This window comes from Wolbachia endosymbiont (group B) of Lycaena phlaeas (assembly GCF_947251875.1).
In the GTDB taxonomy this organism is placed as follows: Bacteria; Pseudomonadota; Alphaproteobacteria; order Rickettsiales; family Anaplasmataceae; genus Wolbachia.
The window spans coordinates 1,065,459-1,084,234 of record NZ_OX366392.1 but is presented as its reverse complement, the minus strand read 5'-3'; the positions used below and the strand labels follow the sequence as shown (position 1 = coordinate 1,084,234).

Below are 18,776 nucleotides of genomic sequence, written 5' to 3'. Positions count from 1 at the left end.
GGTGTTTTATAGATAATTATGATTAGCTCTATACAAGAACCTAATGAACTCAGAAAACGTTTACAAGGATTTTATCGTACTGATGAAAAAAGCTGTGTACGTTATCTTGTAGAAAAAGTAGAACTTTCGGTTGATTCGAAAAACAGAATTTACAATATTGCAAAACAAGTTATTGAAAAAATCAAACACAATAAATTAAGTATTGTAGATTCCTTTATGCAGCAATATTCGCTTTCCAATGATGAAGGAATAGCATTGATGTGCCTTGCTGAATCGCTACTTAGAATACCAGATGATTACACAATAGACGAATTGATCAAAGATAAAATTACCAACCAAGAATGGAATAAACACTTGGGGCGTTCCTCTTCATTGTTTGTTAATGCTTCCACATGGAGCTTGATGATAGGTAGCAGTATATTGAGAGATAATGAAGGCGATTCGAAGTTCTATTACGCAATTTCTAAGTTACTTAAGAATTTAGGAGAACCGATCATTCGCAAAGCAGTAAAACAAGCAATGTCTATGCTTGGTAATCATTTTGTTGTTGGAGAAACCATAGAAGAAGCTTTAAGATATGCAAAACTAGATGACAATAGTAAGTTTTTATACTCTTTTGATATGCTTGGCGAAGCTGCTCACACAGCTGAAGATGCAGAAGAGTGTTTTGATTCATACATGCACTCAATAAAAGCTATAGGTGCAACTACTGAAGTGAATGATTGTTTTAAATCCCATGGAATTTCAATAAAACTTTCTGCTTTGCACCCACGTTATGAATTTGGTCAATTTGACCGAATTGCTGATGAGATATTTACTAGGGTTTTAGAGCTCTGTCGTGAAGCAAAAAAATACAACATTTCACTATGCATAGATGCAGAAGAATCAGAAAGACTTGAGATGTCATTAGTTTTATTCGAGCAACTGCGTCTTGATGAGTCACTTTCTCAGTGGGGAGGGCTTGGCTGTACAAGCATATCAAAAACGTGCTTTATCTGTGCTTGATTTTGTTGAGGATGTTGCTATCCGATCAAAGCATAAAATTATGGTAAGGCTTGTGAAAGGTGCATATTGGGACTCAGAAATCAAGTGTGCACAAGAGCTAGGGTTAAGTGGTTATTCGATATTTACAAGAAAAAGCTATACTGATGTATGCTACCTTGCGTGTGCACAGAAGCTTTTAAGCAAAGTAAATCACTTTTACCCATGCTTTGGAACTCATAATGCCTATACTTTTGCTACTATAATAGAGCTTGCTGACAAAGATCATCCTGGATTTGAGTTTCAGCGTTTACACGGAATGGGTGAGGATTTATATGATTATGCAATGTCAGAACTTGCAACAAGCATCAGCTGTCGTATATATGCACCAGTTGGTAAACGTAGTGATTTATTACCATATCTTGTTAAGCGTCTTCTTGAAAATGGAGCTAATAGTTCGTTCGTCAATCAAATAAATGATCCTAACGTTAAAATTGAAGAATTAGTCTCGGATCCATTAGAAAAAGCTAAAAGTTTAGAATATGAACCTCATCAAAACATTCCATTGCCACAAGATATTTTTGGAGAGGAAAGAAAAAACTCCTTGGGGATGGATATTAGTGATTCAATTACAGTTTCGCAATTTGCAAATGATATAAAAAAATTTAGTGAAAAGAAATGGCAAGTTGGGCCAATAATTGATGGAAAGGCACTACTTGATAGTGCTGAATTTATCGAAGTAGTGAATCCTGCACATTTGGAAAATGTAATTGGAGAAGTGTCAAGTACAACAAGCGCTCAGGCTTTAAATGCTCTTGAAATAGCACATAGTGCTTTTACTAAGTGGCAGAATATTTCAGCAGAAGAGCGCGCTAAATGCCTTGAAAAAGCTGCAGATTTGCTTGAAGAAAGGATGAAAGAGTTGGTTTACATTCTGATCTTGGAAGCAGGAAAAATTTTATCCGATGCAATAGCAGAAGTAAGAGAGGCAATCGACTTTTTGCGCTATTATGCAATGATAGCAAAAAACGAACTGAATGACTGGAAAAAATTGCCAGGTCCAACAGGTGAAGATAACTTCATCTTTTTTGAGGGCAGAGGAGTTTTCTTATGCATATCACCGTGGAATTTTCCACTTGCTATCTTCATTGGGCAGGTTTCAGCTGCACTTGTAGCAGGTAATGCAGTGCTGGCAAAGCCGGCAGAGCAAACGCCGATTATTGCCTATGAAGCCGTTAAGATACTACACGAAGCTGGAATACCAAAAAATGTATTACATCTTGTTCCAGGAGATGGTCGATATTTAGGTAAAATATTAGTGCCAGATAATAGAATTTCCGGTGTAGCTTTTACCGGCTCAACACAGACTGCTCAAATAATTAATAGAATGCTTGCCAGCAGAGATGGTCCTATTGTGCCACTTATCGCTGAAACTGGTGGATTAAATGCTATGATTGTTGATAGTTCTCCTCTTTTAGAGCAGGTAACTAAGGATGTTTTAATTTCTGCATTTCGCAGTGGCGGTCAACGTTGTTCTGCTCTCAGAGTGCTATTTATTCAAGAAGATATAGCAGAAAAACAGATAAAAATGATATGCAATGCAGCTCAAGAACTAAAGATAGGTGACCCAATACAACTGAGCACAGATATTGGTCCAATAATTGACAAAGCATCTATTGATATGCTCACTAAACATACGGAAAAAATATCAAGGGATGAAGATTCAAACCTTTTGTCCAAGGTACCCATGGATACAAATTCTTATAATGGTTATTTCTTTCCTCCGTACATTTATGAGATACAAAAAATTTCGCAATTAAAGCAAGAAGTGTTTGGGCCTATTTTACATATCATACGTTTTAATAAGTCGCAGTTAAATGAAGTTATAAGTGATATAAACAATACAGGATATGGACTTACGTTTTCTTTGCAAAGCCGTGTACAAAGTAAGATCGATTTAATAAGCAAGAAAATATCAGTTGGAAATGTATACATCAATCGCAATCAAATAGGTGCAGCAGTTGGAATGCAACCATTTGGCGGTAGAGGACTGTCAGGTACCGGACCAAAAGCTGGTGGTCCTAATTATCTGCAACGTTTTTCTATAGAAAAGGTTGTAAGTGTCAACACTACAGCATGTGGCGGTAACATTACACTTGCGTGTTTGGATTGATTTGCAATTTCTAAATTGGAAGTCCGTGCAGTTGTGTATGCAGTACTAAAACCTAAAACTCATACACTGAAAGGATAGTTGTGATTCTAAGGAGGTTTCAAAGAAAGTCTTGTCTTTAATAAAAGAAAAAGGTTGCTATAATTCTGATAAAAGCACTATAAACAAAATGAATGTAAAAAATATCTTATTAGCGTTTTTAGTACAATTTATATTCGATTTGTCATTATTTGCGGCTGATCCTATTTTGCTTAATTGTATTGAAACTCCAGGGATTTATGATCTTGAAACAAGGCCAAAAAGCTTTAACTCTTCAAATAATTTAAGAAGAAAACCTGGCTCTCCAAATAATGCATCAGGAGAATTAATAAATGTAGTGGGTAGAGTTACTGATGTAAATTGCTTACCGATACAAAATGCTGTGGTTTCTATATGGCACGCAGACTCACTTGGCATGAGCTATTATGATGAAAATGTGGAGCTTGATCCAAATTTTGCTGGATCAGGAAGATTTGTAGTAAATAACCTTGGCTATTATAATTTTATTACAATAGTACCAGGTAAAATTGGTGATAGGGCTCCACACATCAACTTTTTGGTCCAACATCCAGATTTTCCAGAATTCACAACACAAATGTTTTTTGCTAATCATAATTGCGATAACTGTGATGATCTTCTTCTTGGTAATCTTATTGAGAGTGGACTTGCAAGCCTTCTGATAGCACCATTTACTTATAACAATCAGGCCATGAAGACCTACACATTTAATATAACCCTAGGTGGGCATAACAAATTTTCTGATAAAAGATAAAGCCCTTGCATATCAGCGGAGTTCATAGTAGTCTTAAGCGCTATTGTACTTAAAATGTATATGAAAAATATCTTACTAATGTTTTTACTATGCTTTATGTGCAGCTTACAATTATTTGCAACGGAGATGTCAACGATGAAGATAACAATTTCTAAAGCTTTACCCGATTTTGAGACGCTAGTGGTAGGTTTTTTTGAGGGTGATAAGCTCATAACTAATGTTCTACAAGATAAGCAAGCTATAGATAACATCAAGAAATTTAGTGATTTTAATGGAGGTTTTGGTGAATTTTTCTCCGTTACTTCATCAGAGGGAAAAAATATTATAGTTGCTGGTCTTGGAATGAGAGATGAATGGGATGAAAGCAAAGGATTAAATATTGGTGGTAAAATATATTGTGAGCTAAGCAGATTAAGAATCAAGCGAGCGGCAATCTCAATCGAAGGCAATGCAGCAAATGTTGCATACGGTGCATTTTTGCGCAGTTTTAAATTTGATAAGTATAAAACCAAAAAGGATGAAAAAGTTACAGAAGTAGAGGAGATCACAGTGCTAACGAAAGATGAGCAATTCAGTAGTGCTGAAAAATCATTTGAGCGTTTAAGACAAGAAGGTGAAGGCATATTTCTTGCACGTACTCTTACCATTGAACCACCTAATGTTTTATATCCAGAATCCTATGCTGATTATATAAAAACCGAGCTTACTAAGCTTGGCCTTGAAATCGAAGTGCTTGGTAAGAAGCAGATGGAAGAGAAAAAAATGGGAGCATTGCTTGGGGTAGCACAGGGAAGTAGTAAAGAGCCAAAATTAGTAGTGATCAAATGGAATGGAGCTTTCAAGGAACAAAAGCCTGTAGCTTTTGTGGGTAAAGGCATAACGTTTGATACTGGTGGAGTGTCACTCAAGCCTTCGCGTGGCATGGAGTCAATGAAATATGACATGGCGGGTTCTGCTACTGTGGTTGGGGTGATGCGTACTCTAGCTGGACGAAAAGCAAAGGTAAATGCAGTTGGTGTAGTTGCACTTGCAGAAAATGCAGTGGACGGTAATGCTCAAAGACCAAGTGATGTAGTAACTTCGATGTCTGGACAGACGATAGAAGTGTTGAACACTGATGCAGAAGGAAGGCTCATACTTGCAGATGCTTTATGGTATACACAAGATAGATTTGCACCGAAATTTATGATCGACCTTGCAACTTTAACTGGTGCTATAGTGGTTGCACTGGGAAATAATGAATATGCTGGTCTTTTTTCAAATAACGATGAATTAGCGAATCATCTGATTGATGTAGGAAATGAAGTAAATGAGAAATTATGGCGTTTTCCTATGAATGAAACTTATAACAAAATTATTGATTCGCCGATTGCTGATGTGCAAAATATAGCTCCTGCAGGTTCTGGTGGAGATAGTATAATGGCTGCACAGTTTCTACAGCGTTTTGTAAACGACACTTGTTGGGCACATTTAGACATTGCAGGCACTGCTTGGCACGAAAAAGGCACTGATATTTCTCCAAGAGGGGCAGTAGGTTTCGGTGTAAGGTTGCTAAATAAGTTGGTTGAGAAGTACTATGAGATTAATAATTAAGGATCTTTGTATTGAGTTTATAGCTTAATTTACGGCTACATGAATGTCTATTTATAAGACGTAGAAAATGATATCATCAAAGTAACTTACATTTTCTTTTTTGGGGATTCTAAAGTTACACACTTGAGCAGCATCAAGAGAAAGTATTTTGTTCAAATGATGATTGTAATGATGGACTATTAAAACTTTAAAGCTATTGGGTATTGACGGTATATACTTAAGTGTTAGAATAAAATAGGAAGTTTTTAGGAGTTTATATGGCAGCAGGCGGAAAAGCGAAAACAGCTAGTAAAAATAACCCTACTCAGCGTAAGAAAGCAGAACAAAAAATGTATAAGGATAAACCGGTAAAGCCGGTTAGATATATAGACCGTGATTCACGTATGAACTATATGTCTGCTCAATACGATAACGGCAATCTAGTTGAAGATGAGGTAAGCGGCAATCCTATAAAGTGGGAAGCTGTATAGTAGTTGTGGTTAAAGTTACTATTAATTCTAAGGAATGTGAAGTAGAGCATGGGCTCACTATAATTCAAGCTTGTGAAGTTGTGGGCGTTGAAGTTCCACGGTTTTGTTATCATGAGCGTTTAGCAATTGCTGGTAACTGCAGAATGTGTTTGGTTGAAGTTGAGGGTGGCCCTCCAAAACCAGTAGCTTCTTGTGCAATGCCAGTTGCAGAGGGTATGGTTATTCACACGGATACTCCCAAGGTAAAAAAGGCGCGTGAAGGTGTGCTTGAGTTTTTGCTAATAAACCACCCGCTTGATTGCCCAATTTGTGATCAAGGTGGTGAATGCGATTTGCAAGATATCACGATGGCTTATGGTAAAGGAATCAGCAGACTTGATGAATATAAGAGGGCTGTGCCAAAAAAACATTTTGGTCCGCTGATTGAAACTGCAATGAACAGGTGTATTCATTGCACTCGGTGTATTAGATTTTTGTCTGATGTTGCAGGTACAAATGAACTTGGAGGAATCGGAAGGGGAGAAAATATAGAGATTAGTACTTACATAAAAAGGCATATTAGCTCTGAATTATCTGGGAATATTATAGATCTTTGCCCGGTGGGAGCTTTAACTTCAAAGCCCTATTCTTTTACAGCACGTCCATGGGAGCTATCACATTGTGAAACTATAGATGTGCTAGATGCTGTAGGAAGTAATATTAGAGTTGATTGTCGTGGTCCTGAAGTTATGCGAATATTGCCAAGACTCAATGAAGAAGTGAACGAAGAATGGATATCAGACAAAACTCGTTTTGCTTACGATGGACTCAAAGTACAACGCCTCGATCGACCTTATATAAAAAAAGAGGGCAAATTAGTCTCAGTTGACTGGAATGAAGTATTGACTTTTGCTGCAAAAAAAATAAAAAGTACGAAACCAAACAAAATAGCTGCAATTGCAGGTGATTTAGCAGATTGTGAATCTATGCTTCTGCTGAAGGAAGTGATGCATAAGCTTGGTTCAGCAAATATAGACTGCAGACAGGATGGAGCAAAACTGATACCAAGTAATCGTGGATCTTATGTGTTCAATACCACTATTCAGGGTATAGAAAGTGCAGATTTATGCTTGCTAATCAATACGAATCCAAGGATAGAAGCACCAATCATTAATGCAAGATTGAGAAAGAGATATTTACAAGGCAATTTTCCTATTGCAAGCATTGGCCCTAACGTTGAGTATTTATACCATGTTGAGAGGTTAGGCAATAACCCAAATATCTTAGACGAAATAGCAAAAGGAAATCATAAATTTTGCAAGCTGCTGAGTGTTGCCTCAAATCCTATGCTCATCATCGGTCAAGATGCATTAGTAAGAGATGATTCTGAATCAATTTTAGCGCTAACTGGCAAAATTGCAGAAAAATTTAACATGATCAGAGATAACTGGAATGGCTTTAACGTACTGCATAAGGCTGCAGCAAGAGTTGGTGGACTCGATATTGGATTTGTTCCTAGCAAAGGTGGAAAAGACATTAATCAGATGCTAAAACAGGCAGAAAGTGGCGAGGTGGAAGTTGTTTATCTTCTTGGTGCAGATGAAATTGATACATCAAAATTAGAAAATACATTTGTAATTTATCAAGGCCACCATGGTGATAGGGGAGCGCATATAGCAGATGTCATTCTACCTGGAGCTGCATACACAGAAAAATATGCAACTTATGTAAATACTGAAGGGCGAGTACAGAGAACAAATTTAGCTGTTTTTCCTCCTGGTGAAGCAAAGGAAGATTGGTTGATTATTAAAAATTTATCCCAATATTTGAGCCTTTCCTTGTTATATGATAGTTTATTTGATGTGAGAAAAAAATTAGATACTATCGGTCCACAGTTTAGAAGTGTTGATCAAGTGGTAAAAAATACATGGGTACCAATCAGCAATGGTAAAATAAATTTAAGTAATACGCCTTTTACTTTAAAGGAGTGTAATTTTTATATGACAGACTCAATAGGTCGTGCTTCAAAAATAATGGCAGATTGTACTAAGGATTTTTATGAACACTCTACTTAATATTTTATTTATTCTAACACCATTATTACTAATAACTCTGGTATATTTTCAACGAAAATTAAACTCTATATTTTTCTGTAAAGAACAAAATACATTAGAAAAACAGTTCGTTTATAAGCTAGTTGATTTTATCAATGATATTATTGCACTATTTACGGAAGGATATGTATGGATGGCAATAACATTTATTATAGTTACCGAGGGAAGAGGGAATTATTTGCCTCTCACAATGATCTTAATTATGATGTCACTAGTGTCATTCATATGCATATCATTTTACTATTCTATTAAGCTAAATGCTGTACAGAAAAGTGTTGTCCTATTGATTTCAATAGGGACATTGTCTTTTGTGTCTAGAGCATTTGCTGTATTTTTTATTGCCACAATTATGAACTATTTTTTTGATTTAGGGTTGCATGTACTTGATATTTGATATTCTTTTTCTTCTTATTCCACTTTTGCTTTCAGTAGCATATTTAGTGTACTTTGAGCGTAAAGTTATTGGTGCAATTCAACTAAGGCATGGTCCAAGTGTAGTAGGGCCATTTGGGCTACTACAGCCATTTGCAGATGCTATCAAATTGATAATTAAAGAGCCGATAATACCATTTAGAGCAAACACCATACTGTTTATTATGGCTCCAATGCTCACCTTTATTTTAGCATTAATTTCCTGGGCAGTTATACCATTTGGAGCTGAAATAATTACAGAAAATGGACAGCAGGTAATAATCCCTAAGGTAATATCAAATATTAATGTTGGAGTGCTTTATGTGCTAGCTATATCCTCTTTGGGAATATATGGCATTATTATTGCAGGCTGGTCTAGTAATTCTAATTATGCATTTCTTGGCGCTATAAGGTCAGCTGCTCAAATGATTTCATATGAAGTTTCAATAGGTCTAATAGTTGCTACAGTTGTTATTACAACTGGTACGTTGAATCTTGCAGAGATGGTGGTAGCGAAACATAATATGCCATTTTGGATTGATTTGCTGATGATGCCTATAGGAATAATATTTTTTATTTCTTTGCTTGCAGAAACTAACCGTCACCCATTTGACTTACCAGAAGCTGAAGCAGAGCTTGTCTCTGGGTATAACGTCGAATATTCATCAATGCCTTTTGCTCTCTTTTTTCTAGGAGAGTATGCAAATATGATTTTAGCAAGCGCTGTGATGACAATATTCTTTCTAGGAGGGTGGTATCCTCCACTAGAGCTTAGTTTACTATATAAAATTCCAGGTTTGATTTGGTTCGTTTTGAAGATAGTTTTATTATTGTTCATATTTATTTGGATCAGGGCAACAATACCCCGTTACAGATATGACCAACTAATGCGTCTTGGTTGGAAAGTGTTTCTACCGATATCAGTGCTTTGGGTAATACTCATTTCAGGAGTGTTGCTTTTTACTGGGAACTTGCCTGGGTCCAATGTTTAACTTTCCAAACATAAGATTAAGACGCAGGCGCTCAGGCAAGTGGATTCGCAATTTAACAAGTGAAATCACTTTATCAGTAAATGATTTGATTTTTCCCTTATTTGTTCATGACGGAGAAGAAACAATTGAGCCAATTTCTGGCTTACCTGATATCAAATGTTATTCAATAGATGGATTAATTTCTATAGTTCAGAAAGCTAAGGACTCGGGGATTAATGCTGTTGCAATTTTTCCTGTAGTTGATAGTAAACTAAAATCTGAAAAAGCTGAGGAAGCATATAATCCTGATAATTTAATCTGCAAAGCAATTCATGCTGTAAAATCGAAGGTACTTGATATTGGCATTATTGCAGACATTGCACTAGATCCATACACTACTCACGGTCATGATGGCATTTTAAAAGACGGCAAGATGGATGTGGAAAATGATGAAACTGTGTCAATATTGTGTAAGCAAGCGCTTGTTTTAGCAAAAGCAGGATGCGATATAGTTGCTCCTTCTGATATGATGGATGGCAGGATAGGAAAAATAAGAAAAACATTGGATGATAATAACTTTCAGAATGTGTCAATATTGTCCTATGCAGTAAAGTACTGTTCTAGCTTCTATGCGCCATTCAGGCAAGTTGTCGGTTCGTGCGCATCATCAAATTTCATCGACAAAAGTGGTTATCAAATGGATTATCGAAATGCACGCGAAGCAATCTGCGAAATTGAAATGGATATAAATGAAGGTGCAGATTTTATTATGATAAAGCCGGGTATGCCATACTTAGATATAATAAAAACAGCAAGTGACAAGTTCAATTTTCCGATTTTTGCTTACCAAGTAAGCGGTGAATACGCAATGATAAAAGCTGCAGCAAATAATGGCTGGTTGGATTATAACAGAGTGATTTATGAGTCCTTAATTGGTTTTAAACGTGCAGGTGCAAGTGCAATATTTACCTATGCTGCACTTGATGTTGCAAAAAATTTGGTATCTACTTAGCAGTGTGGAACATCTAAGTAGGTAGCTGGCCGAAGTGACTTGACAAACCTTCCCACTTTCCTTACCATATCAATAAGAGTATTTATCCTTGTTTTTAATCTCTGCAGATTTAACAACAAAAATTCAGTAAAAAACTCAGGTATATATTGGCAGATTACATAAAATTATAGCGGCTGCATGTCTTTTTTATTTTTTCTACATTCAGCCAAAACACGCTTATTTTAAGCGTTAGCACATTATTATAATGCCAATTTACATTATTATAGGGTCAAAACTCACTACTAACCCCAACTATGGATTAAATAAAGAGATAAAAGTGCAGCTAAGAAGAGGAAAACAGGGTAAGCTCAAGTATTTTATCAATAATTAAGAGGTTACCCATGAAGAAAGATATTACAGAACTTTACTGTTGCGTCGAGGATTTTTGTCGCACAGTCGATGATAGTTTTGCTAATATGCTCCTATCAAAAGGAAGAAAACCAACTAGAATACCGGACTTCGGAAATTCTCACCATAATTCTATTATATCATCAATCCCCTTGCAAAAGTTTCAAAGCTTTTTACCTACTTTATCTGCCACTTTATAAATCTGAGTTTTCTAAATTGCCAACATATGACCGATTTATCGCTCTTAAATCACGGGTTTTATGGTATTTAGCATTACTTTTGCAATGGTTCTGCAAACAAGCAAAAATGACAGGTATTGCCTACATAGACACTTCTACAATCGCTGTTTGCCACAAAAAAAGAATCTCCAAGAACAAAGTTTTTGATGGTTTGGCAGAAATTAGTAAGAGCACATATGGTTGGTTTTTTGGCTTTAAATTGCACTTGGTAATTAATGAAATTGGAGAAATTCAAGCACTTACTCTAACCAAAGGTAACGTTGATGACAGAAAACCTGTGCCAACTCTCACTAAAAGACTGACCGGACTTTTGTTTGGAGATAAGGGCTATATAAAGAAAGAGCTCTTTGAGAAACTCTTTGATAGAGGCCTAAAACTCGTCACTAAAGTAAAAAAAGGTATGAAAAACGTACTCATTTCACTTAAAGAGAAGATTTTACTAAGGAAAAGATCGATTGTTGAGACTGTTTTCGACTCCTTGAAAAACAAATTTGAGATTGAGCACACAAGACACAGATCGCCAACAAATTTCCTAATTCATGTTTTTTCTGTTCTGATTTCCTATTCCATGCAGTCGAAAAAGCCCTCTATTTCTATGCCTTTCTTTGCTGGCTAATCCATAGTTGGGGTTACTAGGGGATTCTTTTGCCTTTTTCTAGCTTGGTAAATTTTTTAATATTTATAGTTAAAGCTTCAGGCCAGCGCGTGACGCATAGCTATACGGAGATTAAAGATGTCATTCAAGTAGCTGACACTGGAATGGCTTTGTTGCACCACTCAAGGAAAGAACAGGCAGTTACTGATGGAATTTGTTATAAAATAGATATTTAGCCGACAAAGGAAAAATATGCCAATAAGAATGAAAGTCAGTAACTGCAATGAATATAACAAATTTCTTCAAGAAAGGGGAAATGTTTTTCATTATATCAACGATGCCATTGAAAATTGGTACGAAAATAGTCCAAAAGTAGCAGGTGGCAACAATGTCTACAGCGACAAAGTAGTGATTCTAATTCACATAATAACCTATCTATTCAGGATTGGTCTTAGGCAAACAGTGGGATTTATAGAGAAATATCTTGAGCAAATAGGGAAAATTTTGCAAATTATCAGCTATTCGCAGGCTTCAAGAAGGTTTAAAAAGCTTAATATCAAAATCAACGACTGCAGAGTTGATAAGAACGATATGGAGGATATTGAAATTGCTATAGATAGTACAGGTATCAGCATCTACAATAATATTCCAGGCCATAGTAAGGCAAATGGTACAGATAGAAAGTATCGCCGCTATGAGCAAACAAGATGTAATGCTAGAGATAGGTAGTAAAAAAGTTATAGCTGCAAAATACAGTAGTGGAGTTTATTCCGACCACTATGGAGCCTGTGATCTTATTGAAAGAGTGGATACCAAGTATAACATAAGCACGATATATGCAGATAGATCGAAAGAAGTTATACAAACTGTGCGATGAGCTTGACATAAAGACAAGGATTCCTCCGCAAAATAATGCAGTAGAGCATCCAAAGTTGGATTATATGAATGAGAGAAATTCTACAATCAAGCTCATAAAGTCATATGATGAAGATGGTATGAAGAGGTGGAAAAAAGAGATAAATTATTGGAAGAGATCTTATATAGAAAGTTTTTTCTCGCGACTGAAGCAAATATTTGGATTTAGTTTTAGGAATAAATCTGAGATTAATCGTGAGAAGGAACTGCTACTCAAGTGTTATTTGCTTAACAAATTTACTGAAATAGGCATGGCTAAGTTTGATATAGCTTCATGAATTTATTATACATTACCCACTATCCGAAGAGCTGTGCAACAAAGCCCACTGGAATCCAGGAATTTTTTGAGCACAAAGGAGATCTTATTCTAAGTTTTTATTGGTAAGAAAGGCTGGATCCCAGTGTCGGAGCACTGGGATGACAAAAAAGGAGGCTACTAGTATAAAGGGGCAACGGTTTAGATCGTTTTTAACTATTTGCCTTTTTTCTATGCAAGAAGTGTATTGATAAGTCCATTACAATTCAGTATTGTGAAAAATATAAGTCAAGTGTTAGTTAGGACATGGGGATTTTTTTTCAATTTTTGGGTAAGATGCTAGGCAAGGTTTTTCCTGCCAAAATAGTAAGCTCTTTTTTAGGAGTAGGATATTTACCGGGTTGGCAGCATTATTGGTCTTCTTTTCTAATATTATTTATTACCGACATTATATTAATGCTTACATACGGAGGTGATTTTATACTATATAAAATGCCGAATTCAGGCATAGTTGTAGCTGCTATTTTTACCAAGCTAGCAATAGTTATGTTAGTGCTGCAATTAGTTGGCATATCTATTTTTCATACTCAAGATCCTTCAGCCAGCAGTGATGAGAATATAGTAATACAAATAGCATCAGGACAGGTGATGACTGTTGCGTTTTCGATGCCGGCAATAATGTCAATTTATTATATTGTAAGTAAATTCTATTTAAGTATATGCAAGGCAATACTTCAATGTCCATTTTGGTTTAATGATCTTATGCATTTGTTCTTTTTCTTTATAATACCTTATTTATTTTTTAATATTGTAGAAGTAATAAAACCATGGCCGATAAGTACGATACAGCTTAGTTATAACAATGCAATATCAATCACATTTGAAGGGATTTTTCATGTGTTTTATGCAGTGATTTTATTGTACTTGACTGCATTTATATTCTGCGATCTGACTATGCATGATGCGATTGTTTTAAACAAAAGCATATTTGAGTATGTAAAAGAAAGTTCAATAGCCTTGAGTGACTATTTTCATGGCACTATTAAAAAAATAAGTATAGAATAGTACTTATTTGCTTATGTATTCAGTTTAAAAGATATACAGTTTGCGTGAATCTACAGGATATAATAAAGGGATTACAAGATTTTTGGGCAGATGAAGGGTGTACTATACTTCATCCATATACGTCTGAAGTTGGAGCTGGAACACTACATCCCGCAACAATCATGTCAGCGATTGACGAAAAATCAACAAAAATTGCGTATCTACAACCAGTAATCAGACCTGCAGACGGACGCTATGGCGACAACCCTAATCGTTTATATCAGCATCATCAATACCAAGTTATAATAAAACCATCTGGCAGCAATTTGCAAGATATTTACTTAAATAGCTTAAAAGCTCTTGGTGTATCGACAAAAGAATATGATATTAAGTTTATTGAAGATGATTGGGAAAACCCAAGTGTTGGCGCATCCGGTCTTGGTTGGGAGGTTACATGCAACGGAATGGAAGTAACACAACTTACTTATATACAGCAAGTGGGAGGTATTGACTGCAGAATAATTCCTGGTGAAGTAGCATATGGGTTAGAGCGTTTAGCAATGTGCATACAGGGTGTAGATAATGTTTACGACATAATGTGGAACGATAATGGTGTAACTTATGGAGATATTTTTAAACAAAGAGAGCGAGAGTTTTCTTACCTGGCACTTGATTATTATGATACTAAAGTAGTACAACAGCAGTTTGAGGATACAGAAAAACTGTGTAAATTCCTTGTTGAAAAAGAATTGCCGATAGCAGCTTATGACCAATGTATTAAAACGAGCCATCTACTTAATCTACTTGATGCAAGAGGTGTGCTTGGTGTGAATGAACGTACAGCCTATATTGGTAGAGTGAGAGAGTTAACAAAAAAATGCTGTGAATTATATAGAGCAAAGTAGAATATGTTGTCACAATTATTGTTTGAATGTCTTTCAGAAGAAATTCCATCAAGAATGCAGAATTCATCTGCAGCTCAGGTTAAGAGCTATATCACTAATGCTTTTAGTAAAAATAATGTGAAATTTGCATCTATAGAAGTTTATGTGACTGCACGTCGCATTGCTCTTTTTATTGATGGCATAAGTGCTTTAGAGCTAAAAGATTCTAACAATGAAATTAAAGGACCAAGAGTTAATGCACCGAAAAGTGCTATCGAAGGTTTTTTGAGAAAAAATCGGAAAGGTGAAGAAGATTTACTCATTCGCAAAGTAAATGATGAAGATTTTTACTTCATTAAGAGAGAAAGCTGCTTATTTAACATCAACGGGTTTCTCAAAAATCAACTGGAGGAAATGCTAAAAAACTTTTCTTGGCCAAAGAGTATGAGATGGAGTGAAAGAAAAGAGAGATGGGTTAGGCCAATTAAAAATATTCTATGTATTTTAAATGACGAAATAATACCTATATCTTTTGCAGGGGTTACAGCATGCAACGTGACGTATGGTCATAGGTTTCTTTCAGGTGATGCAGTACTTACTGTTAAAACACCCAAAGACTATTTTGAATTGTTAGAAAAAAATAATGTCATTCTCCAGTTGGACAAAAGAAAGCAATTTATACTAGATCAGATTAATAAGTTTACAAAAGAGGAGAACTTACAACTTGAAAAAAATGATTATTTACTTAATGAATTGGCAGGGCTTATAGAGTGGCCAATAGTATTATTTGGTAAAGTAAAATCATCAGAATTACCGAAGAAAGTAATACTTAGTATAATTAATACGCAGCAAAAGTATCTTGCTTTAAGTGATGGACAGAAAATATCACATTTTGTTACTGTTGTAAATGTTAACAACAATGAAGTTGTCAAAGGCCATGAAAGAATATTAGAAGCACGTCTTGCTGATGCCCAGTTTTTGATATCTCAAGACAAGAAGGAAAACCTAGATTACTATGTCAAAAAATTGAGCTCTATTTCATTTCATGCTTCGCTCGGTAGCGTAGAAGAAAAAGTGAAGCGTATTATCGCTCTTTCAAAGTATATAGCGATATTTATTCCACATGCTTCATTAATTAAAGTTGAACGTGCTGCATATTTAGCAAAGGCAGATCTTGCAACGTTGATAGTGAAAGAATTTCCGGGATTGCAAGGAGTAATGAGTGGATACTACGCTTCTTATTTTCAAGAGGATAAAGAAGTAGTGGAAGCTATAACTGAGCACTATAAGCCAATTGGATCGGACCAAGAATGCCCTAGATCTCCTACTGCGATTGCTGTAGCTATTGCAGACAAAATGGATAGTTTGGTTGGCTTAATTGCAGCAGGTGAGAAAATCTCTGGTTCGTATGATCAGTTTGGTTTGCGTAGAATGACAATTGGTATAATTAGAACAATACTTGAAAATAATTTGCATATTCCAATTAGATTGCTGATAGATAAGTCAGTATCTTTATGTTCAAGGCTTCTATTGAATAAAAATATAACTCCAGTTGATAAGCCAAGTGAAAAACAAATTTTAGAACTAGTATTTAAATTCTGCTTAGAAAGGTTCAAGATTATTTTAAAAAATAGAAATATAAGGCAAGATGTTGTAGATTCAATACTATATAAAGTCGATATTAATGATCTGCTGAAAGCGGAAAAGCAAACTGTGATATTGGATCGTTATCTTAGTACAAAAGAAGGTGAACAGGTTCTAAGCACTTATAAAAGAGCCAGTAACATGATGAGCAAAGTGAGAAAAAGTGATGGCACTACTTATAATGCATCTTACAGTAAGAAGTTTTTGATTGAAGATGAGGAGATTGCGCTATCAAATTGTGCTATAGCTGCTTGTAAAAACATCAAACAAGCGATAGAAAATAACGACTTTAATACAGCGCTTGATGAACTTGCTCGTTTTGCTCCATTTATCAATCAATTTATGGACAGTGTAAAGATTAACTGTGATTCTAATGAGCTTAGAATAAACAGGTTATCTTTGCTTGCAAATGTTGTTTCTACCTTTCATTTAGTAGCAGAGTTTAACCTTATACAGGTTAAACAATTGATAAATGCTCAGGCAATATAAGGAACAAATCAAATCATCTCCACAATCCTGTGGCGTTTATAAGATGATTGGAGATAAGAGTAAGGTTTTATACATTGGTAAAGCAAAAAACTTGAAGTCGAGATTATCTGACTACCTTCAATTCGAAAACCTTTCTGAACGAATCAGAGTAATGATCTCACAGGTTATTAAGGTTGAAATATTCATCACTGAGAATGAAATCGAAGCATTGCTTCTTGAAGCACAGTTAATAAAATCGTTAAAACCATCTTATAATATTTTGCTTAGGGATGGAAAATCTTATCCTTATATAACAATTTCTAAGCATGATTATCCAAGAATAGCGAAATATAGAGGTAAGTTTAAGAAGAATGAGTTTCATTACTACGGCCCTTTTCCATCTGCTGCTGCTGTTAAGAACACTATATTATCATTGCAAAAAGCTTTTCTCTTAAGAGTATGTTCAGATCAATATTTCTCTTCAACAAAAAGACCATGTCTTGAGTATCAAGTTAAGCGCTGTTCAGCACCATGCGTAGATAAAATTACAAAAGATGATTACTGCAAATCAGTAAAACAAGCACAAGATACTCTGCTAGGAAGGAATAAAGAAGTGCAAAGACAGCTATTTTCTACAATGGAAAAGTGCAGTAGGGAGATGAACTACGAGCTTGCTGCTGTCTATAGAGATCGATTGAAATTTCTTCAGCAAATTCAAATGCAGCCAATGGATTTTTCTTTTGAAGAAGATGCAGATTTCTTTAGCGTTGTACGTGAGGCAGACTTAGCATGCATTGGTGTACTATCTTTCAGAGATAAAGGTAACTATGGAAGCATTCCTTACTTCATTGAGAATTGTAGTGATCATTCAAATGATGAAATTTTATCCACCTTTTTGGTCAATTTGTATAATCCAGTTAACACACCACCAGCGCAAATTTACGTTCCCGATTTTATTAAGGATAAGGAAATTATAGAACAAGCACTTTATGCTCTTACTCAAAAATCAATAAAAGTTTTGCATGCGAAAAATAGTAAAGAACGTGATTTGTTGAATTTTATTTACAATAATTCTCAGCATAGTCTAGAACAGAAGCTTACTGATTATAGAAATAACCTAGAAAAGCTCGAAGAGCTTAGGAAGATTTTCTCGTTACCAAATATTCCAAAGCGTATCGAGGTTTATGATAATAGCCATATATCTGGAAATCAACAAGTTGGTGTGATGATTGTTGCAGGGCAGGAAGGTTTTTTAAAAAGTGAATACAAAAAATTTACTATAAAAGAAGAAATTTCAGGTGATGACTATAAAATGATGAGAGAAGTGCTGACTAGACGTTTCTCTGGCAATATAAAAGATATAATCCCTGATTTTTTACTGATTGATGGCGGTCCAGGACATGTTTCCATAGTGCAGAATGTGTTGGAAATATTGAATATAAAAGTTCCTTTTGCTTGTATGGCAAAGGGTCATGATCGTAATGCAGGAAATGAAAGATTTTATGTGCCGGACAGAGAAGAATTTACTCTAGCAAGTGACAGTAAGGTCATGCTTTATTTACAATTGCTGCGTAATGAAGCTCACCGTTTTGCGATAACTTCGCATAGAAAAAAACGCGATAAACAGTTTTTTGCTTCACAATTAAGTGAAATATCCGGTGTTGGCAGTAAAAGAAAGAAGGCACTCATGTCTCATTTTGGTTCTGTAGAAAATATAAGCAAAGCTTCTCTAGCTGAAATTCAAAACGTACCTGGAATTAGTAAAGGTTTAGCAGAAATCATTCTTCAACACGTGAATTCTAAGAAAGGTACTCCTAAATAGGTACTCTAAA

12 protein-coding genes and 3 pseudogenes are annotated in these 18,776 nt (G+C 35.4%); all 15 read left to right on the top strand.

The annotated features are described in order from the left end of the window. Window positions 1-18 precede the first annotated feature (18 nt). The 15 genes and pseudogenes from putA to uvrC all read left to right on the top strand — a co-directional run bounded on the left by putA (window position 19) and on the right by uvrC (window position 18,766). Window positions 19-3,154 (top strand): annotated as a pseudogene (gene putA, locus OPR37_RS04980) (bifunctional proline dehydrogenase/L-glutamate gamma-semialdehyde dehydrogenase PutA). A 166-nt stretch (window positions 3,155-3,320) separates the two neighbouring features. Further along, on the top strand, window positions 3,321-3,962 hold the full coding sequence (locus OPR37_RS04975) for a protocatechuate 3,4-dioxygenase (RefSeq protein WP_319803447.1): 642 nt from the start codon (window positions 3,321-3,323) through the stop codon (window positions 3,960-3,962). 135 nt (window positions 3,963-4,097) lie between these two features. Beyond that, entirely contained in the window at window positions 4,098-5,555 is a 1,458-nt protein-coding gene (locus OPR37_RS04970) for a leucyl aminopeptidase (protein ID WP_007302471.1), read from the top strand. Window positions 5,556-5,812: 257 nt separating this feature from the next. Continuing rightward, the gene (locus OPR37_RS04965) at window positions 5,813-6,025 is read left to right on the top strand and encodes a hypothetical protein (RefSeq protein WP_006279675.1); all 213 of its coding nucleotides are present in this window, start codon (window positions 5,813-5,815) and stop codon (window positions 6,023-6,025) included. A gap of 5 nt (window positions 6,026-6,030) precedes the next feature. Continuing rightward, window positions 6,031-8,079 carry an NADH-quinone oxidoreductase subunit NuoG gene (nuoG, locus tag OPR37_RS04960; protein WP_353280422.1) on the top strand — a complete coding sequence of 683 codons (2,049 nt, stop codon included), beginning with the start codon at window positions 6,031-6,033 and terminating at the stop codon, window positions 8,077-8,079. Continuing rightward, window positions 8,063-8,512 carry a hypothetical protein gene (locus OPR37_RS04955; protein WP_264684850.1) on the top strand — a complete coding sequence of 150 codons (450 nt, stop codon included), beginning with the start codon at window positions 8,063-8,065 and terminating at the stop codon, window positions 8,510-8,512. The genes nuoG and OPR37_RS04955 overlap by 17 nt, the downstream gene beginning before the upstream one ends. Next, complete coding sequence (nuoH, locus tag OPR37_RS04950) at window positions 8,496-9,521, top strand: NADH-quinone oxidoreductase subunit NuoH (protein WP_064085997.1); 1,026 nt, start codon at window positions 8,496-8,498, stop codon at window positions 9,519-9,521. Before OPR37_RS04955 ends, nuoH begins: the two co-directional genes overlap by 17 nt. Beyond that, window positions 9,514-10,512, top strand: coding sequence for a porphobilinogen synthase (gene hemB / locus OPR37_RS04945; protein WP_007302474.1), 999 nt, complete (start codon window positions 9,514-9,516; stop codon window positions 10,510-10,512). The genes nuoH and hemB overlap by 8 nt, the downstream gene beginning before the upstream one ends. Before the next feature lie 380 nt (window positions 10,513-10,892). Further along, window positions 10,893-11,754, top strand: a pseudogene (locus OPR37_RS04940) (IS982 family transposase). A gap of 29 nt (window positions 11,755-11,783) precedes the next feature. Continuing rightward, complete coding sequence (locus OPR37_RS04935; RefSeq protein ID WP_149168781.1) at window positions 11,784-11,969, top strand: hypothetical protein; 186 nt, start codon at window positions 11,784-11,786, stop codon at window positions 11,967-11,969. A 16-nt stretch (window positions 11,970-11,985) separates the two neighbouring features. After that, a pseudogene (locus OPR37_RS06340) lies at window positions 11,986-12,926 on the top strand (IS5 family transposase). Between the two features lie 284 nt (window positions 12,927-13,210). Continuing rightward, window positions 13,211-13,969, top strand: a complete 759-nt coding sequence (locus tag OPR37_RS04915) for a hypothetical protein (protein ID WP_007302495.1) — start codon at window positions 13,211-13,213, stop codon at window positions 13,967-13,969. A gap of 44 nt (window positions 13,970-14,013) precedes the next feature. Then, window positions 14,014-14,853 carry a glycine--tRNA ligase subunit alpha gene (locus OPR37_RS04910; protein WP_127464006.1) on the top strand — a complete coding sequence of 280 codons (840 nt, stop codon included), beginning with the start codon at window positions 14,014-14,016 and terminating at the stop codon, window positions 14,851-14,853. Window positions 14,854-14,856: 3 nt separating this feature from the next. Further along, complete coding sequence (gene glyS / locus OPR37_RS04905; protein WP_007302493.1) at window positions 14,857-16,965, top strand: glycine--tRNA ligase subunit beta; 2,109 nt, start codon at window positions 14,857-14,859, stop codon at window positions 16,963-16,965. Continuing rightward, window positions 16,949-18,766, top strand: a complete 1,818-nt coding sequence (gene uvrC, locus OPR37_RS04900; protein ID WP_012481994.1) for an excinuclease ABC subunit UvrC — start codon at window positions 16,949-16,951, stop codon at window positions 18,764-18,766. Before glyS ends, uvrC begins: the two co-directional genes overlap by 17 nt. The last annotated feature ends 10 nt before the right edge of the window (window positions 18,767-18,776 follow it).